Raw genomic sequence first — 21,520 nt, forward strand, 5'->3', positions numbered from 1 at the left:
TGCCGAAATCCGGGTCACGCGACGCACGACCGGCCGAGCGGGTGCTTCGACCTCACGACGCACCGAGCCACACAACGCAGCAGCGAGAAGACTCTACTGAGTTGACATCCGTTAGGAACTCAACGGCACCCGGTACCGCCTCACCACGGGCACGCACGGACCGATCCACCTGGTCGATGTCGACGGCGTGACCCACCGGATCAGCCGGGATGAGGGCGGTGTCGTCCGCTCCCCCGCGCCCGCGCTGGTCGTCGCCACTCCGCTGGAGGTCGGCGCCGAGGTCGAGGCGGGCGCGCCCGTTCTGGTGCTGGAGAGCATGAAGATGGAGACGGTGCTGCGCGCGCCGTTCCGGGCCCGGTTGAAGGAGTGCGCGGTTTCCGTCGGCACCCAGGTGGAGACGGGCGCGCCGCTGCTGCGGCTGGAGCCCATCGCCGAGGACGGCGAGGAGGCCGACGGCGCGGCCGTCGCGACGGTCGAACTGGATCTGCCGGTCGCGCCCGCGCCCGCCCAGCCGCACGAGCGGGTGGCCCGCACGCTGCAGGACCTGCGCAGCCTGCTGCTCGGCTTCGACGTCGACCCGCACGACGACCGCCGTGTCCTCGGCGACTATCTCACCGCGCGCCGAGCGGCCGTGGCGGACAACCGCAGGCCGCTGGCCGAGGAGGTCGAACTCGTACAGGTCTTCGCCGACCTCGCCGAGCTGAGCCTCAACCGCTCGTGGGACGAGGACGGCGGCGGTCAGAGCCACGTGCACAGCGCGCGGGAGTACTTCCACACCTACATGCGAAGCCTCGACGTGGAGCGGGCCGGTCTGCCGGAGTCGTACCGGGCCAAGCTGGCCAAGGCGTTGGGGCACTACGGCGTCACCGACCTGGAACGCACCCCCGAACTCGAGTCCGCGGTGTTCCGGATCTTCCTCGCCCAGCAACGGCCGTCCGACACCGTCGAGGTCATCACCGCGCTGCTGCGCGAGTGGCTGCGGGAGCCGGTGCCGGAGCGGGCTTTGAGCGAGCCCGTGAGCGCGGCGCTGGAGCGGCTGGTCGGCGCGACACAGGTGCGCTTCCCGGTGATCGCCGACCTCGCCCGCGGCCTGGTGTACGCCTGGTTCGGCCAGCCGCTGCTGCGGCGCAACCGGGCCGAGGTGTACGCCACGGTCCGCAGGCACCTGAGTCATCTGGACGCGCACCCGGACACCCCCGATCGAGCCGACCGCATCGCCGAGATGGTGCGCAGCACCGAGCCGCTGGTGCGGTTGCTCGGCCAGCGCCTGGTGCGCGGCGGGGCGGACAACACCGTCATGCTCGAGGTGCTCACCCGCCGCTACTACGGCAACAAGGGCCTCACCAGCGTCCGTACCGAGCAGGCGGGCGGATGCACCTTCGTGATCGCCGAACGCAAAGGCACGAGTCTGGTCTCGGCCGCGGTGCGGTTCGACGCTCTCGACACCGTGCTGCGTGGTCTCGCCGAGCTGGCCGATGGCACCGCGTCCATCGAGGCCGACATCTACCTGAGCTGGGAGAAGCAGCCCGAGGGCTTCGACGCGATGGCCGCCGCACTGCATGAGGTGCTCGCCGCGCGGTCCCTGCCGGAGCGGGTGCACCGGATCACCGCCACCGTGGCCGGGAGCAACGGCGCGATCATGCACCATCACTTCACGTTCCGCCCGTCGGACACCGGCATGGCCGAGGAGCGGCTGATCCGAGGCCTGCACCCCTACATCGCGCAGCGGATGCAGATGACACGGCTGCGCAATTTCGATCTCACCAGGCAGCCGTCCTCGGACGAGGAGGTCTACCTCTTCCGCTGCGTGGCGAAGGAGAACCCGGCCGACGAGCGTCTCGTCGCGTTCACGCAGGTGCGTGACCTGACCGCGCTGCGCGACCACGACGGCCGGTTGCTCGCGCTGCCGACGGCGGAGAACACCGTCGCCGCCTGCCTGGACTCGATCCGCCGGGCTCGGTCGCTGCGAGCGTCGTCCGCCCGCTCCCACACCAACCGCATCGTCATGTACATCTGGCCGCCGCTCGACATCACCCGTGCCGAGCTGGACACCGTCGTCGAGCGCATCCAGCCGACCACCGTGGGCGCCGGACTGGAAGAGATCCTGCTCATCGCCCGGCACCGCACCCCGGAGACCGGCGAGCTGGTCAAGGTCGCTGTGCATATCTCCTTCGACGCCACCGGCACGAAGGTCACGATCGGTGAGCGCACCGACGACCCGGTCGAGCCTCTCGACGAGTACCGGCAGAAAGTGCTGCGGGCGGCGAGCCGCAACACCGTCTACCCCTACGAACTGACCGGCCTGCTCGGCGAGTTCACCGAATACGACCTCGACGCCGACCACACTCTGGTGCCGGTCGACCGGCCCAAGGGTCGCAACACGGCGGCGATCGTCGCCGGTGTGGTTACCACGCCGACCGCGCAGCACCCGGAGGGCGTCACTCGGGTGGTGCTGCTCGGCGATCCGACCAAATCGCTGGGCGCGCTGTCGGAACCGGAATGCCGCCGCGTCATCGCCGCACTGGACCTGGCGGAGAAGATGCGGATCCCGCTGGAGTGGTACGCGCTGTCCTCCGGCGCCCGCATCTCGATGCGATCGGGCACCGAGAACATGGACTGGGTGGCCGCCGCGCTCAAGCGGATCGTCGAGTTCACCCAGGACGGGGGCGAGATCAACATCGTCGTCGCGGGCATCAACGTCGGCGCGCAGCCGTACTGGAATGCCGAAGCGACAATGCTCATGCATACCAAGGGCATCCTGGTGATGACTCCGGACTCGGCGATGGTGCTCACCGGCAAGCAGTCGCTGGACTTCTCCGGCGGCGTCTCCGCCGAGGACAACTTCGGTATCGGCGGCTACGACCGGGTGATGGGCCCGAACGGGCAGGCGCAGTACTGGGCGCCGAACCTGACCGCCGCGCGGAACGTGCTGATGTCGCACTACGAGCACACCTACGTCGCGCCCGGTGAGCAGGCGCCGCGACGGTCGCAGACCAGTGACCCGGTCGATCGCGATGTCTCCGATTTCCCGCATGTGTCGGCGGACAGCGACTTCACCACCGTCGGAGAGATCTTCTCCGCCACCGCCAACCCGGATCGGAAGAAGCCTTTCGACATCCGGGCCGTGATGCGGGCACTCTCCGATCAGGACCATCCGGTGCTGGAGCGGTGGGCGGGCATGGCCGACGCCGATACCGCCGTGGTGCAGGACGCACGGCTCGGCGGCATCCCGGTGTGCCTGCTGGGCATCGAATCACGGAACGTGCCGCGGCGCGGCTTCCCGTCCACCGACGGCCCCGACACCTACACCGCGGGCACGCTGTTCCCATTGTCGTCGAAGAAGGCCGCTCGGGCGATCAACGCGGCCAGCGGCAACCGGCCGCTGGTAGTGCTGGCGAACCTGTCCGGATTCGACGGCTCGCCGGAGTCGATGCGGAAGCTGCAGTTGGAGTACGGTGCCGAGATCGGCCGCGCCATCGTGAACTTCCGCGGTCCCATCGTGTTCTGCGTGATCTCCCGATACCACGGCGGCGCGTTCGTGGTGTTCTCGAAGGCGCTGAACCCGAACATGACCGTGCTCGCGTTGGAAGGCTCGTTCGCCTCGGTGCTCGGTGGCGCCCCGGCCGCCGCGGTGGTGTTCTCCAGCGAGGTCAACGCGCGGACCGCTGCCGACGCGCGAGTGCGGGAACTGGAGGAACGCGTCGCGAGCGCGACCGGCACCGAGCGCGCGGCCCTGACCGCGGAGCTCGATGAGATCCGGTCGTCGGTCCGCGCGGAAAAGCTCGGCGAGGTAGCCGCGGAATTCGACCGCGTGCACAATATTCAGCGCGCTGTCGAGGTCGGTTCGGTCGACGCCATCATCAACCCCTCCGAACTCCGCCCCCGCATCATCGAGGCCATCGAAGCACATCTGGCCGACCAACCCGCCCGGACGTAAAGGAGAAGCCGGGCGGACTTTCAAGGCCAGGAGAACAGGTCCCGACGCCGCGGGTGCGAAGGTGGGTGAGCACACTCATCCAGAACTTCGCACCCGCACCGCCTGTGCCTTCCCGCATCCGGGGTGGGCCACCGCCACCCCGTCGGCCACCGTCAACTCCGCTCGTACCGGGCGTCGGTGGTCCACGTCCACGCAGCTCGGCGAAGAAATCTGTTGCGCAGTTCCAGATCTCCTCGTGCGGTGCACTGTTTTCGGTCAATCACCCAGATCATTGAGCTTGTCGATGATGATCCGAATGCGAGTGACCGCGACAGGATCCTGTGTCCAGTGCTCGTGGCCGACTCGGAGGGTCGCGACCAGCAGGTCGCCAGGAAAAAGGTCGCCCTCGGCAAGTGGATTCCATTGCAGCTGGATCAACGCGCGCGGCAACAAGACATCGACACCTTCGTTCTGCTGCAGCAGGCAACGAACATCCTCGATAGTCAGTCGGCCGATCGGCTTGCGCCACAGCGCGTGCACAGTGCGCATCAGACGGGTCGCCTCCGGCGGCATCGCAGGCCACACGTTGTCATCGAGCTGTTCCAACGACAGCTCCTCGTCAGCGTCCGCGCACAACGTCCACCTTCCGGCTTCGTGCCGGAAGAACAGAGTGGCGACGTCGCCGGTTGCGTGCATGATGCGCGCGAAGGCGACATCCCCGAAAAAGCGGATATCCAGCTGATCCGGCAGCAAGGCGGTGGTGAACAAACTCCGCGAGTTCGGTGATCGAGCGCGGGATCGCTCAGCGCTGGCGCCAGCTGAGCGGTCCCGGCAGGTCGACATTGTTCTTCTTGCTGCGGGAGTTCCACGACCACGGGCCGATCTTGATACTCCACGAGGACAGACCCGACTGGGTGAAATTGAGTTTCAGCGGCCCGAAGGATTTGCGCTGACGGTATCTGATGGGCATGAGCAGCCTCCTTCACTCGTTCCCCCCGGCAATAGCCGATCATGTTGTCCCTCAAACCTTTCCTGGTCAGGAGTGATGCCGCTCGGTTTCGGTGCCGATGTCATCGCGAACGCCGACAACACCACTATTTCGGGTCACCTCGGAGCAGTTGGAAGGTCGATATCGGTACACCCGCTCGCTCGCTTGCAGCCAGTGCCCGAATCCAGTAGGTCCGCACTGCGTGCGCCAACTCCTTGTCTACTCCGGCGGCCGTGGCGGTTCGGACGACATGCTGCGCGCCGGCCGCCATCATGCGCAGATAGGCCATATCGCGCCGCCCGCCGGTGGTTGTCATGGCCGCCACCGCGGCATACAGATCCGCCATGTCGCCCATCGACCGTTGTGCGTACGGCAGGAAGCGTTCGATCGATTCGCCTGATCGATCGATCATGGCCAGTGCCTGCTCGAAGGCGAGCAGCCCGGGTAGGAACATTGCCAGGATCGCCTGGTAGTACAGCTGTGCGATCCCCTCGTCCGCACCGAGGTACTCCGGCCTGCCCAGCGGCCGGAGCACGTCGGCACATGCAGCGAAGACATCGCGGGGGCCGCTGTAGAAGATATAGGCGGCGGAACTCCCTACGCCATCGCTGTCGGCCATCACTCCACCAGCGAGGAATCGACCTCCACGCGCACGGATCCATTCCCCCGCTGTCCGTGTACTTTCCGGCGCGTCCGACGAGAGGTTGACGATTATCTTGCCCGACAGATGCTCTGCCACAGGCTCGAGCACGTCGTACATTGCGGGATAGTCGGTCAAGCTGAGGACGATCACCTCGCCGGCGCTCAAAGCTTGTCCCACAGTTTCGGCTCGCACGGCGCCGAATTCGACTACCTCGTCGGCCTTCTCGGGGCTGCGGTTCCACACGGTCACTTTCGTGCCGGAGGCACACAACGACCGAACCATCGCCTGCCCCATCGGCCCCAGACCGATAACCGTCACCGAACCAGCTGACTTGGACATCATTTGCTTCCTTCGAATACGGTTTCGCAGATCGTGTCGGCACCGGACTCGATAGTGACTGCCGCCGGCCACGTCGGGAAGACCGCACTTCGGGTCCCGGTAACTTACCTCCTGGTTCGGGACAAGGTCAGAACACCGCGGCTCCTACGGCGGTGGTGTGGATCACCCATCGACGCAAATGATCGAATCGGTTCGCGGCGATCGGGCGCGGCCGGGGTACTTTCGGCCAGGGTTGATGTCGGAAGGAGGCCTCTTGATCTCGGCACTCAACCGGCTTGTCGACCTCGTCGAGGAGCACCTCACCGAGGAGTTCGACGTCCACGAGCTGGCCAGAACGCTCGGCACGACCGAGTACCACCTGCGCCGGATGTTCTCGTCCCTGGCCGCGATGCCGCTGTCGGAATACGTGCGCCGTCGCCGCATGACCATTGCCGCCGGCGATGTCGTCCGGGGCGAGGACGATTTGCTGAGCATCGCCGTCCGACACGGTTACGGCTCGACCGAAGCATTCGGCCGAGCGTTCCGGGCTGTCCACGGCGCCGGCCCCGGTGACGTTCGCCGCGATGGAGGCCCCCTTCGCACACAACCGCAGCTCAGGTTCCGCCTGACCGTTGAAGGGAGCACCCCCATGGACACCCGCATCATCGACCGACCCGTGTTCCGGCTCGTCGGACACGCAGCCAGGGTTCCGCTCATTCACCAGGGCATCAACCCCCACATCCAGCAGCACATCACCGCACTGCCGCAGGAGGAGCATCTGCGGCTGAAGGCTTTTGGCGACACCGAACCCCGGGGCCTGCTGCAAGTCTGCGACGACCTGGATCCCGACGGCACCGAGGGCAGCGAACTGACCTATCTGCACGGCATTGCTGTCTCCTGGGACACCCCAGCCCCCGAAGACCTCGATGTCATCGAGGTGCCGAACGGCAAATGGGCGGTCTTCCACACTGCCGGACCCCATCCGCAGGCCTTGCAGGAGACCTGGGCCGCGACCGCCACACAGTGGTTCCCCTCCAACCCGTGGCGTCTGCGGCCAGGTCCCTCGATGGTCGCGGTCCTGAAGCGCGCGGACGACTTCAGCACCGCGACCTGCGAACTGTGGCTACCTGTCGAACCGGTGTGACACCCCTGCGGAGAATCCGGACAGCGAGGATCCGGTCCGGCTGCCTGCCCGATGCCGGGCTGGACGATGTCGGTCCACTGGTCCGAGCCCGTTGTCGGGCAACCGAATGCTCGGAGACACCCGAACATCAGGACGCAGGAGCGGTTCCGAGATCGAAGCTGATACCGGAACGCAGCACCCTGGTGGCGGAAAGCCCGATCATGTCGCGGAAGGTCTCACTGAAGTGGGACGGGGTGGCAAAGCCGGCGTCGAGGGCGGATCGGGTGAGATCGTGGCCTGCCACAGCGCCGCGGACAGTGTGGATCATGCGGTTCCATCGCTGATAGCCGCGGAATGTGGTACCGCACTGCTGGGTGAACAGCCGGAGGAAGTGGGTGGTGGACAGGCCCAGGTTCGCGGCGATGTGGTCGGCACGGAAGGCGTGGGCCGGGTCGCTGCGGATGGTGGCGGCGACCCGCTCGATGCGTGGATCGGTGACGGGTGCGGGGCCGGCGACAGCTCGGGCGTAGATGCGGTCCGGGTCCACGATGCGACCACGGCACAGCTCGACGAGTTCCCGCTGTCGCCGGTGTGACAGGCCGAAAGGACCTGCGGCAGAAGTCATCTCGTCGGCGATGGCAGTGGCGGGCGCACCCGTGGGGTCGACGAACAGCGCCAGAATCCATCCGCGAGTTGCGACGATGCGCTGCATCGTACGAGCGGGAGCGAATGAACTACCGGTGCGAATCGGCCCGTTCGCGGTATGCAGGACGAGCGGCGCGTCCAGGCCGACACTGAGCATCGCGACCGAGGGGGAATGCGGGTCGACGCCGAGATCCGGCCCGATATAGCCCACGTGACCCTGCCGTACCCACGCCACCGGCGTCCCCGCCGAACCGCAGATTTCCGAAAGCGCGTCGATGGTCACGCTTGCCAGGGTATCGGTACGCCGCCGGACCACGGCGGTCGACAAGGAGTCTGGAGAGCAGTCATGCGAGGCAAAGTTCCCCTTGGTGTGCGGATTCTAGCCGCACTCTCGACCGAACCGGACTGGGATTCCATCACCCCGGCCCAGGTCATCAATTTGCGCGAAGCGCAGAACCGCAGGCGCAGGTCCGCCCTCGGCAGCTTCGCCACCGGCAAGCCCGACCGTCGCGCGCTGATCACCACACATACACTTCATCTGCCGGGGCGTCGGCTGAGTGCCCGCGTGTACCGGCCCGTGCGGGAAGACTCGGCGCTGCCGCTGATCGCCGCGTTCCACGGCGGCGGATTCATTCTCGGCGCACCGGACCAGGACGACTGGCTCCTCAGCCATCTGGCGGTCGGCTGTCCGGCCGTTGTCGTCTCGGTCGACTATCGGCTGGCACCCGAGCAGCCCGTTCCCGCTCCCATCGAGGACGCCTACGACGCCGTCCCCCGCATCGTCGAAGAGGCCGCCGTATGGGGGGCAGACCCCACGCGGCTCGCCGTGCTGGGCGCCAGCGCGGGAGCTACTCTCGCGGCTCTCACCGCGATCAAAGCCGATGACCTCGGGCTGCCGGTGCGTGCCCAGGTACTGATCAACCCGCAACTGGATTGGACCGAGCAAGTCTTCGAGTACCCGTCGTTCACCGAGAACGCGGACAGCCCAACCGCGACACCGGCCAATTGCCGCGCGGTACAACGCCTCGCTCTGCCCGAATCCCTCGACCCGCGCACCATTTCGCCATTGCACACCGACAACCTCGCTGGCCTCGCCCCGGCACTCATCCAAGCCGTGGGTACGGATCCGCTGGAAGATCAGGCACCGGCCTATGCCGATCGGCTGCGGCGAGCGGGAGTCGAGGTGACGCTGACCCGTTATCCGGAAGCGGTGCACGCCTTCATGAGTATGCCCGGACTGGTCCCCGCGGCCCGGCCCGCACGCGCTGAGATCCTCGCTCATCTACGCTGCCACCTGCTCGAGCAGGCGGGCAGTGCCGCGACGGGAGCAACGGAGACGGGACGGCGATGACAAGCGTCGTTGCCGATTCCGCTGCGAAAAAAGTGCTGGCGGGGTTGCTGCGCCCGTTCCTGCGCGGTTTCGCCGCCGTTGTCGTCCTGCAGGTCTTCGGCGCCGTCGCGGGGTTGGCGCCGTTGCTCGCGGTCGTCGAACCGGGTCGAACACTGGACTCAGGGACCCGACGAACGGCAACACCTGATCGAGGACGACTCTCGCTACCCACGGCCCCCTGCTGTGGATGACATGGAAGCTGCTGCCCATGCAACTCGCCGCTGAACTGACGGAAAGCGAACCGTCAGGTTGGTTCTGCCGTCAGCTTTTCATCGGATCGTGACCCCAGTTCATCAGCGAGTATCGCCAGTTACTGTGCGCGATTTCTCCGGACGGTCGTTGTTCGAGATGGCGGTGCGCATAGCCGACGACTTTGCGCATGTGCGCGTAGTCGTCGTCGGTCGGGTCGGATTTCTCGAGAATTTCCACGATGCGGCGTCCGCTGACGTGCCCGGTGGACTCGCCGCCGCCCTTCGGTTTCTGCCCCACCGAATTGGACTCGTCGGTATCGAGCCACCGACGTAGTTCTTTCGCCGTCATGTTGACGACCTTGTCGAATTGTTTGCGTGTCTCTTCGTCGTCTGTCGCCATAGCAGCTCCGGTTCGATTTCATTCACCGTGCCGACGTAGAGCGTCGGGTTTGTGCACCGCATCACGGCCGCTTTTCGCACTGCGCACGCGATACTGCGGGTCCTCCTCGGATGCCCGGACGGTACGTCCGGCCGCCTCGGTGTCGGTGGTGATCACTTCTTCCACTTCGCCCGCGGTGGTACTGCCGTGACTATTCCATTCGACTTTGTCACCTTTGCTGAACGATTTCTTGCTCATGGTCGATTCCTTACTCGTTCCCGTTTCAGACGTCGACGTGGTACCCGCGCGACGGCGGAGGAAACTGAGCGCTGATGCGCTACCGCATCGGTTCGGTGTCGGTTCGGGTGGCCGGAGGCGTCCGGTCGAAGGCGCTGCCGCAGCGTGGCGAGTTGTTGTCTGTCACTACTGACAACAGACCTCACACCAGCGGTTTCCCCAGCGAGCGCCGCCTGCGCATGTCGTAGAGATAGGTTTCGAACGGATACAACCGCCAGCGCTCGGGAACCAGCCGTAGCACCAGTCCGATCGAACGCATCGTGAGTTCGAAGACGCGCTGTCGGCGAGGGCTCCAGTCCAGTCCCAGTTCCTCGCGGAATCGCTGGGGAAGAAACCCCGTGGTGAAAAACCGGTTGATCCGCCGGAAAGCCATCCGCTCGATTCGCCGATAAGGCCCCAGATCGACAACTTGGTCGAGCAGATAGGCTCGCACCTCGTCGTCTATCGCGATGCCGGCCAGCTTCGATTCCCAATACTCGGCGAACGCCGCGCGATCGCGCGGCCACAATTCCGGTCGCATCTGTAATGTCGTCCCGAATCGGCTGGCCTCGCAGTACAACTCGTCGGCCAGGTCGTCGTCCACGCGGCCGTAGAGGTAGGTCAAGGAATCGATGGTGCCCCGGTAGAGGCACGCGGCGACCCACAGTTGCAGTTCCGGATCGAAGGCGTTGTACTTCACCGGACTGCCGGGAGCGGATCGCACATGACGATGCGACGTGTCGACCGCCGCCCGATACGCGGCGCGGTCGGCCTCGGTACCCAGCATCGCCACCGCCAGATAGGTCAGGGTCGTGCGGCCGCGTTTGCGCGGATGCAGGGTGTAGCGCCCGCTGTCGACCGTGCTCTCCACCACGCCGCGGCCGACCGGGGGCGAACTCAGCTGCATGATGACGTTGGCAGGGCCGCCCAGCAGCGCGGCCGGACCTGCCATATAGCGGCGTCGGCGCCCGAGATCCGGAGCGGAAGGGGTCGGCGAGGATGCCGACGGTTCAGGACGGGGCATGCCGATCTCCAACGAGGGTCTGATATAAATTACACGTTATTCTCTCATCGGCCCGCGCGGTGGGCAACCCTGAATCACCAGATCAAGTAACCTATCTGTCGTGAATATGTGAATGACTATTCTTGTGGTGCGGTAGGCTCTATCGAGCTGCTGACCCGCCGCGCGGCAGCCGGGACTGGGCCGCGATCATCGAGCGGCGCAACTGGAGGTGTCCGATGACAATGACGTTGCGATCGCCGGTCAGGGCGATCCGGTCGGTGGCCGACTCGGTATCGGCGGCCGTCGTGCTCGCCAAGCGCGGGATGTTCGATCCGGCGCGCCCCGGCGAGACGATTCGTGTGATGCGCGAGGCCTCGGTATACGGCCCGTTCGTCACCGTGCTGGCACATGCCGCACGTCGCAACGGGGCCGCGCCCGCGATCGTCGACGAACGTGGAGCGCTCACCTTCGATCAACTGGACAAGCAGTCGAACGCACTCTCCCGCGGACTGTCCGCCGCCGGCATCGGCCCCGACACCGTGCTCGCCGCATTGTGCCGCGACCACCGTGGGATGGTGCTGACACTGCTGGCAGCCGGAAAGCTGGGCGCTCGTGTGGTGCTGCTGAACACCGGGTTCGCCGGACCGCAGCTCGCCGACGTCGCCGAGCGAGAGAACGTCGGCGCGATCCTGCTCGACAGTGAGTTCATGGACTTGCTCGATGCGATTCCTCCGCGGGTTCCGCGAGTGGCGACCTGGGTGGACGACGCCGACGCCATGGCGGCGGATACGCCGACGATCGACGCGCTCATCTCCGCGAATTCGACTGCCGCACTCCCGCCTCCCCCACGGCCGGGCGGCGTCGTACTCCTGACCAGCGGCACTACCGGTACGCCGAAAGGCGCACCGCGGGAGAAGGTCTCACCGCTGCAATCGGCGCAGTTCCTGCACAGGGTGCCGATGCCGCGCGACAACACGATCGTGATGGCGGCGCCGATCTTCCACGGCACCGGCCTGTCGCAGCTCGGTCTCGGCTGGGCATTGGGCAACAAGGTGGTCTTCCAGCAGCGCAAGTTCGATCCCAGGCGAACACTCGCGAACGTCGCCGAGCACCGCGCGGCGACGCTGGTCGTCGTGCCCACGATGCTGCAGCGCATCCTCGATCTAGGAGCCGGGGTGCTCGAGCAGTACGACACGCGCTCGCTGAAGGTGATCTTCGCCGCGGGATCGCCGGTCTCCCCGGACCTGAGCGAACGCACCGCCGAAGCCTTCGGTGACGTGCTGTACAACCTCTACGCCTCGACCGAGGTCGCCGTAGCCGCCGTAGCCACCCCGCAGGACATGCGAGTGGCGCCGGGGACCGTCGGCAAACCTCCCGTGGGATGCCGGGTAGCGATCTACGACGCGCAGCGAAAGAGGATCACCACGCCCGGCGAGGTCGGAACCATCTTCGTCTCCAGCGGGCTCAGCTTTTCCGGCTACACCGACGGCCGGCACAAGGAAATCGTCGACGGACTGCTCTCCAGCGGCGACGTCGGCCATTTCGACGCCGACGGCCGATTGTTCATCGACGGCCGCGACGACGACATGATCGTCTCCGGAGGCGAGAACGTCTTTCCGCTGGAGGTGGAGAATCTGCTCGTCGAGCGCGCCGACATCCTCGACGCCGCGGTGGTGGGCGTCGAGGATCGCGACTTCGGCAAACGACTGCACGCTTTCGTCGTCCCGGCCGAGGGCGCCGAGCGCGACGAGCAAGAGATCAAGGACTACGTCAAGGCGAACCTGGCCCGCCATAAAGTGCCACGCGAGGTGGTGTTCGTCGACGAGCTGCCACGGAACGCCACCGGCAAGCTGATGCGTCGCAAACTCGAGGAGACCGACGGATAGGGCTGCCTCGTCGATCTCGCCATCTCTTGCCGGGGCGTCATCCGGGCCACGCCGGGAGGGTGCAGCGAGCTATGGATTCATCTCGAAGACGCCGGCGTGGCTGGTCACCTCGTCGTAGAGGCGTGCTGTCCGCTGCTCATCGATGATCGGTTTGCGCAGCACACTCAGTGCCCAATCCTGCTGGGCAGGGGTCGACGATGCCTTCGAGAACACTCCCAGCGCGTACGCGGAGAAGTCGCGAACGAACACCTCGAAGATCGAATCGATGATGTCCTCCGACGTTCCGATGATGGCGGCTTGTTCGAGGATGAGCTGTCCGTAAGGCAGCAGCGTGAACAACTCCCCTACTGCCAGCTGATAGTCGAGATCCTCGAGCTGAGCCGAGGTGGGCGGCGCCTGCACCGGGAACTGGGTGAACTGCTCAGCCTGCTCGATGAACAGCGCCACATTCGGGAGATGACGGTAGCTCGCGTACGCCGCTCGCCAGTCGGCGAAGCGAACTTTGCTCAACCCGGCGGCGCCCGGTTGCCGGAACAGGGATTCGTCGTCGCCGGGATCACGTCGCACGGGCACAGCAGGCAGTTCCGCCGGATTGAAGAGAAAGTTCGGCATGAATTTCAGAGTGAGCGCCATATTGACATGGGCAGTGCCCTCCAGCCTCGGCATGGAGTCGATGGTGCCGCGCGCCGTCGCGAAGTAGCTGTCCTTCTCGAACCCCCTGGCCGAGATGACATCCGAGAGTTCCCGGAATACACGCTCCGCTTCGCGGGTGACTTTCATCTTGCCGATGGAATTGAACATCACGAAACGGCGATCTTCCGGGGTGGAGCATCGCATGTAGTCGATTGCTCGTTCATGGTAGAGCCGCATGGCATTCATTCGAACGTAGCTGTCGCAGAGGATCTGGCGCACCTGCCCGAAGTCGGTGACCGGGTGGCCGAACAGAATCTTGGCGCTGGCGTGGTTGATCGTCTCGTAGAAACAGTGCTGCACGATCCCGAGCGCGACCATGCCGATGTTGAACTTTCCGCAGTTGACAGCGGCGAGTGCGGAGTCGAATGCCGTGCGGCCCGTGTGCAATACGTCGTCGGCCGACAAGGGATAGTCCACCAGATCATAGGCACTGACGAAGTTCTGGCCGTGGATGACGTTCTTGACCAGCCGGTAGTTCGGGTGCTGACTGTCGACGATGAACCAGACGTACGCGTCGGGACCCGCCGAGTCGGTACGTCTGCCGATGGTCGGCACGATCCTGGCCACGTTCCCATTGCCGATGTAGTACTTGCTCCCGGTCGCCGTGAACCCGCCCGCGCCATCGGGAGTGAGCAGCATATCGGTGGCATAGATGTCGGCGCCGTGATCCTTCTCCGACAGCCCGAATCCGATGACCCCACCGCGGTCGAGCTCCTCGGCGGCACGAAGGTGCGCCTTGACGTTGGCGCTCTGCCAAATGGTGGCGAGACCAAGTGTGGAAACACCCCACGCGTACCAATACTGGGATCCGTAAAAGCCGGTGATCTCGTTGAACCGGGAAATGAACGCCGTGTCCCAGCGTTTGTCCGGATCCGCGCCGGCACTTGCCCGCGGTGTTGCCATGTAGGCGATGATCCGGCTCTCGGCCAGGAACTCCATCCAGTCCTCGTACCACTCCGCCCGGTGAGCGTCGCCGGTGAGCGCCCGCTTGCCCTTCGCTTCGAAGAACTCGACCACCGACCGTAACCGAGCCCTGGTGGCTGGATCGAACTCGTCGAACGTCTCGGTTCTGGGGTTGAACAGGGCCATGGCGACGCCGCCTTCCAAAGTGATGGCAATTGCCATCACATTAGAACTGACGGCAGGTGCCGTCAATCTCTGACCGGTGTCGCCGAGCTTCACAGGAAGAGCGACGCCGAGCGTCGGACCGCGTCAGCGTTGGCCCGAGTGGGCGGCAAAGCCGCCACCAAGGAAATCGCGAGTTACTGGCGAGGCGCCTACGGATTGCAGTTCGACCATGCCGAGAGCACGTTCGCGCCGACCTGGCGCCCCATGCCAGGGCCGAACATCCGCGCGTACCCCGCCTCCCGCCCCGGGCGTCCTCGTAGAGTCGCAAAGATCGCCTGGTCAGAAGCCGCGGAAGTTCATCGACGCCGCCCGGGCCCGCCGCATCGACACCGCCCAGAATTCACGGACGGCTTCGAACGGCCTTGTCACCGACGCGGAGGTTGCCCGCCGCTCGGTTCCGCCGTGGGCACGACGGACGAGCCGACGGCGGCACCATGCGAGCCGTCGACCTCATCGAGAACATGCTGGGCTGAGCCCTCCGCGGCGGACTCACCCCTCCTGGTCGTTCGCAGTCCCCATACTCCTAGGGTTACCGCTATGCCCATGTATTGCAGGTAGGCGGCGACGACCAGCCATCCGCCGTAGTCGTGCAGCCATGCCCGCAATGGCACCAGCGCCGCGACGCCGAGGCAGATCAGGAGTGTGCCCAGCACCAGCGCCGGGATCCGCAGCGGAGCGAGTTGCTCATCGAGGCCACGCACAGACCGCGTCGGGTCCGCGGCATATTTGGGCCGGGGCGTGGCGGCGACACCGCCGTCAACTGTGCCGAACAGGTTTGGTGCATACGCGGGTGTGGCCATAGCGGTCTCCAGGCCGACGTTTCGGTCGACCGAGGTAGCGATTCGGTATAGCAGCTGGCGCAAGGCTATCTATCAGCCATCAATATCGTGGCGGTTATGCAGGTTGGAGGAAAGAGTGACTGCATTACACGAACGCCAGAGCGCGAGCGAGACCAAACCGTTACCTTATGCGCACATTCGCCCGCTACCTCGGCAAACGCACTGAGTGCATAGCGGATGTCGTCCTCACCCCGAGAGGAAAGCTCTCCGTCGAGGTTATCGAACTGATACGTCGCGACCGTTCACCGAGCAGGTTCCGACAGCCCCTCATGGTGGCGGCAGGGCTGGCGCACGGTCAGCAATCAGGTCGTCCGCACCCACATACCGGGGGTCGACTCGATCCGGCCGGCGCGCCGGACGGGGGGCAGAAGCAGCACACCGACGCACCCAGCAGACCGACCCACGATCGCGATCTAAGTCCGGGCACGAGCAGGCGCAGCCGACGATATTTCGGTCAGCGCGCTGTTCGACCTCCCGGCCGCTCAGCCAATGCCCCCGCTGCGATCAGGTGAAGGGACGCGAATGCCGGTCAAGGTTTCCGTCGACCCGTATCACCACCAAACGTCGATCCTGCGGTTGCGCGCCCGCCGGGTGATGCAGCCGGAAACCGACAGACGTGAACAGCGGCAAGCTGGAACAAGATACCGGAATTCACAATTCGCATGACCATCGCTATGCGTATACGTATACTGCGCGTATGTTTGATCCCCTCAGCCTCGTAGTCGGTGCCGGCCTTGTCGGTGTCGGCTGGGTTTGTGGTCGGTTCGGGCGTCGGCGAGTCCGGTCGGGGGAGAAACTTCCCGCGCGTTGCGGCTGCGGTCACGATCTGGCGCTGCACGACCGTGCCACAGGAACTTGTCACGCCGAGATCTCTCGAAAGGGCACGCACGGCTTGCGGGAGTGGGTCGGTTGCCACTGCCGCCGCTACACCGGCCCGACTCCGCTGGAGGAAGTGTTCTCCTCGCCGATCCTCCCGCCGGAGTCCTGAACGGGCAGGCCGGCGACACGTCGCGGACGAGGTCGGTCTCGGCCTCGACTTTCGTTCCGGTGGCCCCCCGGCATCGGACGCGCCGCTGGGCGATACGGCTACAGCTGACCGTGCTGGGAGTCGAAGGTCAGGACCCGCCCGCCCAGCTGGACCTGGGTGCCCGGTGCGAGGGTGACCGGATGGCCGGGAACCGCACGGACCCAGTCCTGGCGGCCGGGGTGGCGGATGTGGGTGCCGTTGGTGGAACCGCCGTCGACGACCGTGACGTCCCAGTCGACGAGGCGGATCTCCGCGTGCGCTCGCGACATCCCGCCAGAGCTGTCCTCCAGCCGCACCGGGCGCGCACCGCGGGCGACCGCCTCGGAATGCTCCGGCTCGCGACCGAGTACGCAGTCGCTGTCCAGGACGAACGATGTGCCGTCGTCCAACAGCAGCACCCCCAGCGGCGGGCGCACCCCCGGGCTCAGCACGCAGGTGAGCTGATCCATTCGGATGCCGCAGACCGCGCAGAACGACACCCGCGGGTCGTTGTGATGGTGGCGGGCGCATTGGAAGCCCGGCACGATCACGCGGTGCCCCAGTGCGTTGGAACCGGTGGACCCGAGCGCGTCCGCGACGACATCGGCGTTCGGTACCACCGTCTCGGCGAGGTTCGCGTCGTTGGCGATCGCGTAATCCCGATCGGTGCGGTGCGCCGGTCGCGCCGGACCCTGGTTCGGTCCCGGTGGCGCCACCGGTGTCCCGCCTTCGCGTGGCGTCACACGCCGCGCCGACGCCTGGAGATCGACTTCCGTTGCGGCGTCGCCGGATTCCTCGCCCTTGCGCAGGCTCGGCACCCGTGGCGGCTGCGGTACCGGCTCCTGCTCGGAACCCGGCCGCGCACCGGGACGCTGCGGATCCGGCGTTGCCTGCGGTCCGGGGACCCGATGCGGTGGCGGCGCCGGTTCCGAGAGCGGAGGTGGCTCCTCGCCGGGAGGGGGTTCGGACGCAGGCCGTGCCTCGACGTGCTGCGCCGGCCGTCGCGGTTCGGGTGCCCCCTCCCGTGCCGATCGCACCCGAGGCTCGGCTTGTGCGGATCCGGCATCAGGTTGTCGCACCGACTCGGTGACACTGTCGCTCACCGGTCGGCCACCGATTGCCTCCGCGATGGCTCCTGGCCACAGCACCGCGCCCGACCCCGGTGCGGTCCCCTCACCGAGCGCGCAGATTCCGCGGCCCGGCAGGGACTCCGCGGTCCACCCCGCCTCATCCACGAACAAACCCGCACCGCTGCCGGGCGCGGGCGTCACCATGCGGTCGACGGTGAATCCGGCGTCCCGGCCGCGCAGTACCTCGGTGCGGCCGGGACCTGCCAGGACGGCGGTGACCCCGCCGTGCAGGAACACCGCCAGGCCGTTGTCCAGGGGCGTGATCACCCCGAATTCGACCTCGTCCTCCTCGCCGTTGGACAGGCTCATAAGCCAGGTCGTGGCCAGCCGCGCCACCGCGCGCCCGCTGTGGCGCCGCTCGCGCGCGACGGCTTCTCGCACGATGTCCAGCAACGCCGACATCGTGCGGGCAGCCACCGTGTCCACGGTGACGGCGCCGTCGCCCCGATGCGCGACGACCATGACTACGCCACCCACACTCGCCACCAGATGGGCGCCCGGCAACACCTCGATCTGCGCGCTCACAGGAACCTGCCACCTTGGAAACGCCACCGGTGGAACACCACCCGCATCGGCCCGTTCACGATGAGCCAGAAGACGATCCACGTGAGGACGAACTGGATTCCGAACGCGGTGAGCGACGGACGCAGATGTTCGGGCAGCACCACGGTGGTGTAGCGCACGAGGACCCACATCAGCGCCCCCTCGTTGAGGATGGTGACGAAACCGAACAAGGTCGGCCAGTCCTTTTCCCAGCGGAACTGCTGCAAGAAATGGTAGAGCAATTCCCAGAGCACACCGACCAGAACGGTCGCCAGGAGCACCGACAACGTCACCCGGTAAGCCTGGCCGATGCTCAACGAGCCGGTCGGCAGCGCGGGTGTGATGATCAGCGCGACGAAGAAGCCGATCACGCTCAGCGCGAGAAGACGGGTCTGGATTCGCCCGTTCAGGGTAGGAAGCATCGCTCAGATCTTCTTGTTCGTAACCCACAGCCACCATTGCCGCGTCGAGCGCAGCGGCCCCATTCTCCGGCAGAGCCCGACCGCGGCGAGATCGTCGGCGATCTCCTGCGCCGCGATCTGCAAGCCGAGAAAGGTGTCCACCCCGACGAACGGCCCGCCGAGCGTCGCGCTGCCGGAGGCGTACATCCGTCCGGCGCCGCTGCGGGTGCCGATCAGCTCGAATGTCGTGTCCACGTCCAGCCTGCCGAGCGGATTGCGTCCTGCGCCGGTGTGGTCGAGCAGGTCGGCCAGCAGCCGGTGCTCACGGATGTCGGCTTCCAGCCCTGTGCAGTCGATGATGTAGTCGACGGTCGTGCCGAACGGTTGCGTCGGCGGCGGAAACGGCAGCGGCGCACTGGTGTCCGGAAGGATCGTCGCGACAACGCCTTGCCGCCCGCCGGCGGGACGCGGGGCTCGCATCGTTCCAGCCATCACCTGGTACCACCCCTCCCGGCGGCCACGGCGCAACTGTTCCTGCCAGTTGTCCCTGATCGGGGTGTTGGTGCCCGAGATCTCCTTGTACGCCCGCGCGCGATCTTCGCCTTGCAGGCGGCGCACTTTCTGCTTGAGCTGACCGCCCCACACCGACTTCGGATAGTTGAAACCCTGGTAGGCCCATCCGTCACCGCCCTTGCGCCTGCTGAAGATGTTCTTGCCGTGTGAGCCGGAGATATACGTGCGGAACAGGTGCAGGATCCGGGTGTCGAGGCGGTACTTGTCCCGGTCGTCGATCAGCCGTTGCAGGACGCGGCTGGCCACGATCCCGCTGCCGCGGATCAGCACGGTGCCCGGCCGCCGCTGCAGCGCCTGGTAGACGTGCTCGTGCGGCTCGTAGGCGTTGACCACGCGGGTCGGGTCACGATGGGTTTCCCGGTATTCCTGCAAGTCCGGCAACAGCTTCAGCCCCGGGTAACCCACGGCCACATGGACATACGTGCTGCGGAAGGCCACGCGCTTGGTCGGTGTCGAGCCCGTCGGCGGGGTGAGGATGGTGAAGTATCCGCCGCCGTGGCGTCTGCGCACCATGCGAACGTGACCGCGGTGCAGCGAGCGAGCGTAGTCGATGCGATGGAACTCCCGCTCCATGGCGGCGAACGCCTGACCCGCCCGCGGCGTGTAGTAATTGGCGAAGATCGGCTCGACGAAGACGTTCCACAGCGGCTTGATCGACTTGTCCGCGACGGCCTCCCGCACGGCGTAGGAGGGGAAGCCCCAGATGTTGTCCGGCGTCGAGGCCGAGTCGCTGCGCAGGCGCTCGCCGCGCGGAATCTGCGAGACCCTGGTCAGGTATTCGTAGGAGTCCCACGGGTGCTCCTGCGGACCGAGCACGGCCATCGCCTCCGCGGGCACGCCGAAGATCCGGAGCGTGTCGTAGGTGACGAACGACCCGATGCCGCTGCCGATGGTCACGAACGGTACGTCGATCACCGGAATCCCGGTGTTGCCAAGCATTTCATCGGTCCACACGTCGGTATCGACGAGGGCCTGCGTGATGTCTCCCCGCATTGGGCGGACTCTACCGGCAGATTCTTACCAACTGCTTGTCGTCGGCTTTGCCCGCACGGCCCGCGCCGGTGACACGCACCGCACGACGCGCGGGGACGATCTGCGCCGAACCTGCCACGCGGCCCACCTCCGTGGACGTACCATGCCGTTCGTGGCCGATTCCACTCGTTCCACCCCGCTGCGGGTTCTCGTGTACAGCAACGACGCCGACACCAGGCGCCAGGTGATCCAGGCCTTGGGCAAGCGTCCGCACCCGGAGCTACCGCCGTTCGAGTACCTCGAGGTGGCCACCGCCCCCGTGGTGATCGCGCAGATGGATGCCGGCGGTATAGACCTCGCCGTGCTCGACGGCGAGGCGACCCCGGCCGGTGGACTCGGCATCGCCAAGCAGTTGAAGGACGAAGTCGATCCGTGCCCGCCGCTTCTGGTGCTCACGGGCCGGCCGGACGACGCATGGTTGGCCAGCTGGTCCCGAGCGGAGGCCGCGGTAGCTCATCCCATCGATCCGCTTCGGCTCACCGAGGCCGTCGTCGCGCTGCTGCGCAGCCGCTCCGCGGCTTGATCACCGCCGACCACCATCGACCACGCTATTCATAGCGATCATGAATTAGTACGACCCGGCCTGCGACCGCGGTTCGACCGGCAAGGAACGAGCCCGGAGTTTCCGACCCATCGACTTGTCGATCCTCGCCCAGCTGTCGCCGATTCCGACTTTGAGCCCGCTCGGGACCACATGTGACGTCGCGATGCCCGACACTTCGGGCCATCCAACTGACCGTTCACCCAACTTCTTGCGCGGCCCGCACGGATTACCGCCGTTTCGGTCATAAATCCTTGTACTGAATTCGATCAAACACCGTCGCCAAACGCGCTGCGGGCCGCCCGTTCGGTTGTAGGCTGTGCCCTACCTCACATGGGAGCGGATCAAGTAATGACCGGTCCCGGTGAAGCCGAGGGGCGAGTCCGGCTGAGGCGGACAACGACGTCAGCCCGCCTCGGACGCTGTTGTCAGCCGCAGCTCGCAAGGAGGGGAAGTGCAGTCGTGAATATCGAGGTGCCGACGCTCGTACTCGGCGCGATCGCGGCGGCGTTCGCGCTGTTCTCCATCGTCCTATCGGCCCTGGTCGGCCCGAAGCGGCACAACCGGGCGAAGCTGGAACCCTACGAATGCGGTATCGAACCCACGCCGCATTCCGTGGCCGGCGGGCCGGGAAATGTTACGGGACAACGCTTCCCGGTGAAGTACTACCTCACCGCGATGCTGTTCATCATCTTCGACATCGAGATCGTGTTCCTCTACCCGTGGGCTGTCCACTTCGATGCGCTCGGTCTCTTCGGTCTCACCGCGATGGCGTTGTTCATCTTCAACGTCTCGGTGGCCTACGCCTACGAATGGCGGCGCGGCGGGCTCAGCTGGGACTGAGCGCCGCGCAGCCGAGGTCGTAGCCGACAAGTG

17 protein-coding genes and 1 pseudogene are annotated in these 21,520 nt (G+C 66.2%); 6 read left to right on the forward strand and 12 right to left on the reverse strand.

Annotation, left to right across the window (positions count from 1 at the left end; genetic code table 11):
* Positions 1-118: 118 nt before the first annotated feature.
* Positions 119-3,937 (forward strand): annotated as a pseudogene (locus GVY39_RS27265) (carboxyl transferase domain-containing protein); the annotation flags it as partial.
* 255 nt (positions 3,938-4,192) lie between these two features.
* On the opposite strand, the gene GVY39_RS27270 reads toward GVY39_RS27265, so the two are convergent.
* From GVY39_RS27270 to GVY39_RS27280, 3 genes are all read right to left on the reverse strand, one after another.
* Entirely contained in the window at positions 4,193-4,684 is a 492-nt protein-coding gene (locus tag GVY39_RS27270; RefSeq protein WP_159929597.1) for a contact-dependent growth inhibition system immunity protein, read from the reverse strand.
* A gap of 34 nt (positions 4,685-4,718) precedes the next feature.
* A complete protein-coding gene (locus tag GVY39_RS27275) occupies positions 4,719-4,886 on the reverse strand; it encodes a DUF4236 domain-containing protein (RefSeq protein ID WP_159929595.1) in 168 nt (55 codons plus the stop codon).
* 124 nt (positions 4,887-5,010) lie between these two features.
* Entirely contained in the window at positions 5,011-5,958 is a 948-nt protein-coding gene (locus GVY39_RS27280) for an NAD(P)-dependent oxidoreductase (protein ID WP_236565704.1), read from the reverse strand.
* A gap of 181 nt (positions 5,959-6,139) precedes the next feature.
* Between GVY39_RS27280 and GVY39_RS27285 the strand changes: the two genes are divergently transcribed.
* Positions 6,140-7,009 carry an AraC family transcriptional regulator gene (locus GVY39_RS27285; protein WP_201295371.1) on the forward strand — a complete coding sequence of 290 codons (870 nt, stop codon included), beginning with the start codon at positions 6,140-6,142 and terminating at the stop codon, positions 7,007-7,009.
* A gap of 127 nt (positions 7,010-7,136) precedes the next feature.
* Here GVY39_RS27285 and GVY39_RS27290 read toward each other — a convergent pair whose 3' ends face one another.
* Positions 7,137-7,916 carry an AraC family transcriptional regulator gene (locus tag GVY39_RS27290; RefSeq protein ID WP_159929591.1) on the reverse strand — a complete coding sequence of 260 codons (780 nt, stop codon included), beginning with the start codon at positions 7,914-7,916 and terminating at the stop codon, positions 7,137-7,139.
* 63 nt (positions 7,917-7,979) lie between these two features.
* Between GVY39_RS27290 and GVY39_RS27295 the strand changes: the two genes are divergently transcribed.
* Positions 7,980-8,984, forward strand: a complete 1,005-nt coding sequence (locus GVY39_RS27295; protein ID WP_240679477.1) for an alpha/beta hydrolase — start codon at positions 7,980-7,982, stop codon at positions 8,982-8,984.
* A gap of 300 nt (positions 8,985-9,284) precedes the next feature.
* Here GVY39_RS27295 and GVY39_RS27300 read toward each other — a convergent pair whose 3' ends face one another.
* From GVY39_RS27300 to GVY39_RS27310, 3 genes are all read right to left on the reverse strand, one after another.
* Positions 9,285-9,614, reverse strand: coding sequence for a DUF3140 domain-containing protein (locus tag GVY39_RS27300; protein WP_159929589.1), 330 nt, complete (start codon positions 9,612-9,614; stop codon positions 9,285-9,287).
* A gap of 18 nt (positions 9,615-9,632) precedes the next feature.
* Entirely contained in the window at positions 9,633-9,851 is a 219-nt protein-coding gene (locus tag GVY39_RS27305; RefSeq protein WP_159929587.1) for a DUF2945 domain-containing protein, read from the reverse strand.
* A gap of 181 nt (positions 9,852-10,032) precedes the next feature.
* On the reverse strand, positions 10,033-10,893 hold the full coding sequence (locus tag GVY39_RS27310; RefSeq protein ID WP_159929585.1) for an oxygenase MpaB family protein: 861 nt from the start codon (positions 10,891-10,893) through the stop codon (positions 10,033-10,035).
* A 215-nt stretch (positions 10,894-11,108) separates the two neighbouring features.
* Here GVY39_RS27310 and GVY39_RS27315 point away from each other — a divergent pair, with 215 nt between their 5' ends.
* The gene (locus GVY39_RS27315; protein WP_159929583.1) at positions 11,109-12,758 is read left to right on the forward strand and encodes an acyl-CoA synthetase; all 1,650 of its coding nucleotides are present in this window, start codon (positions 11,109-11,111) and stop codon (positions 12,756-12,758) included.
* 69 nt (positions 12,759-12,827) lie between these two features.
* Here the strand turns inward: GVY39_RS27315 and GVY39_RS27320 are convergent, their stop codons facing one another.
* From GVY39_RS27320 to GVY39_RS27340, 5 genes are all read right to left on the reverse strand, one after another.
* Positions 12,828-14,540, reverse strand: coding sequence for an acyl-CoA dehydrogenase family protein (locus tag GVY39_RS27320; RefSeq protein ID WP_159929617.1), 1,713 nt, complete (start codon positions 14,538-14,540; stop codon positions 12,828-12,830).
* A 404-nt stretch (positions 14,541-14,944) separates the two neighbouring features.
* Positions 14,945-15,379, reverse strand: coding sequence for a hypothetical protein (locus GVY39_RS27325; protein WP_159929581.1), 435 nt, complete (start codon positions 15,377-15,379; stop codon positions 14,945-14,947).
* 1,125 nt (positions 15,380-16,504) lie between these two features.
* On the reverse strand, positions 16,505-18,079 hold the full coding sequence (locus GVY39_RS35145; RefSeq protein WP_304654141.1) for an FHA domain-containing protein: 1,575 nt from the start codon (positions 18,077-18,079) through the stop codon (positions 16,505-16,507).
* Positions 18,076-18,519: a hypothetical protein gene (locus GVY39_RS27335; RefSeq protein ID WP_159929579.1), complete on the reverse strand. Its 444-nt coding sequence runs from the start codon at positions 18,517-18,519 to the stop codon at positions 18,076-18,078. Before GVY39_RS27335 ends, GVY39_RS35145 begins: the two co-directional genes overlap by 4 nt.
* 3 nt (positions 18,520-18,522) lie before the next feature.
* Entirely contained in the window at positions 18,523-20,064 is a 1,542-nt protein-coding gene (locus tag GVY39_RS27340) for a hypothetical protein (protein ID WP_159929577.1), read from the reverse strand.
* Positions 20,065-20,206: 142 nt separating this feature from the next.
* Here GVY39_RS27340 and GVY39_RS27345 point away from each other — a divergent pair, with 142 nt between their 5' ends.
* The gene (locus GVY39_RS27345) at positions 20,207-20,626 is read left to right on the forward strand and encodes a hypothetical protein (RefSeq protein WP_159929575.1); all 420 of its coding nucleotides are present in this window, start codon (positions 20,207-20,209) and stop codon (positions 20,624-20,626) included.
* A 480-nt stretch (positions 20,627-21,106) separates the two neighbouring features.
* Entirely contained in the window at positions 21,107-21,487 is a 381-nt protein-coding gene (locus GVY39_RS27350) for an NADH-quinone oxidoreductase subunit A (RefSeq protein WP_159929573.1), read from the forward strand.
* Positions 21,488-21,520 lie beyond the last annotated feature (33 nt).

The organism is Nocardia sp. CY15, from assembly GCF_009829295.1.
Classification (GTDB): domain Bacteria; phylum Actinomycetota; class Actinomycetes; order Mycobacteriales; family Mycobacteriaceae; genus Nocardia; species Nocardia sputi.

What these genes read in the sequence shown, in the direction of transcription:
- GVY39_RS27275 (WP_159929595.1), bottom strand. Translation starts at nt 4,886, where the DNA reads ATGCCCATCAGATACCGTCAGCGCAAATCCTTCGGGCCGCTGAAACTC.
- GVY39_RS27295 (WP_240679477.1), top strand. Translation starts at nt 7,980, where the DNA reads ATGCGAGGCAAAGTTCCCCTTGGTGTGCGGATTCTAGCCGCACTCTCG.
- GVY39_RS27300 (WP_159929589.1), bottom strand. Translation starts at nt 9,614, where the DNA reads ATGGCGACAGACGACGAAGAGACACGCAAACAATTCGACAAGGTCGTC.
- GVY39_RS27305 (WP_159929587.1), bottom strand. Translation starts at nt 9,851, where the DNA reads ATGAGCAAGAAATCGTTCAGCAAAGGTGACAAAGTCGAATGGAATAGT.
- GVY39_RS27310 (WP_159929585.1), bottom strand. Translation starts at nt 10,893, where the DNA reads ATGCCCCGTCCTGAACCGTCGGCATCCTCGCCGACCCCTTCCGCTCCG.
- GVY39_RS27315 (WP_159929583.1), top strand. Translation starts at nt 11,109, where the DNA reads ATGACAATGACGTTGCGATCGCCGGTCAGGGCGATCCGGTCGGTGGCC.
- GVY39_RS27320 (WP_159929617.1), bottom strand. Translation starts at nt 14,540, where the DNA reads ATGGCCCTGTTCAACCCCAGAACCGAGACGTTCGACGAGTTCGATCCA.
- GVY39_RS27325 (WP_159929581.1), bottom strand. Translation starts at nt 15,379, where the DNA reads ATGGCCACACCCGCGTATGCACCAAACCTGTTCGGCACAGTTGACGGC.
- GVY39_RS27335 (WP_159929579.1), bottom strand. Translation starts at nt 18,519, where the DNA reads ATGCTTCCTACCCTGAACGGGCGAATCCAGACCCGTCTTCTCGCGCTG.
- GVY39_RS27340 (WP_159929577.1), bottom strand. Translation starts at nt 20,064, where the DNA reads ATGCGGGGAGACATCACGCAGGCCCTCGTCGATACCGACGTGTGGACC.
- GVY39_RS27345 (WP_159929575.1), top strand. Translation starts at nt 20,207, where the DNA reads ATGCCGTTCGTGGCCGATTCCACTCGTTCCACCCCGCTGCGGGTTCTC.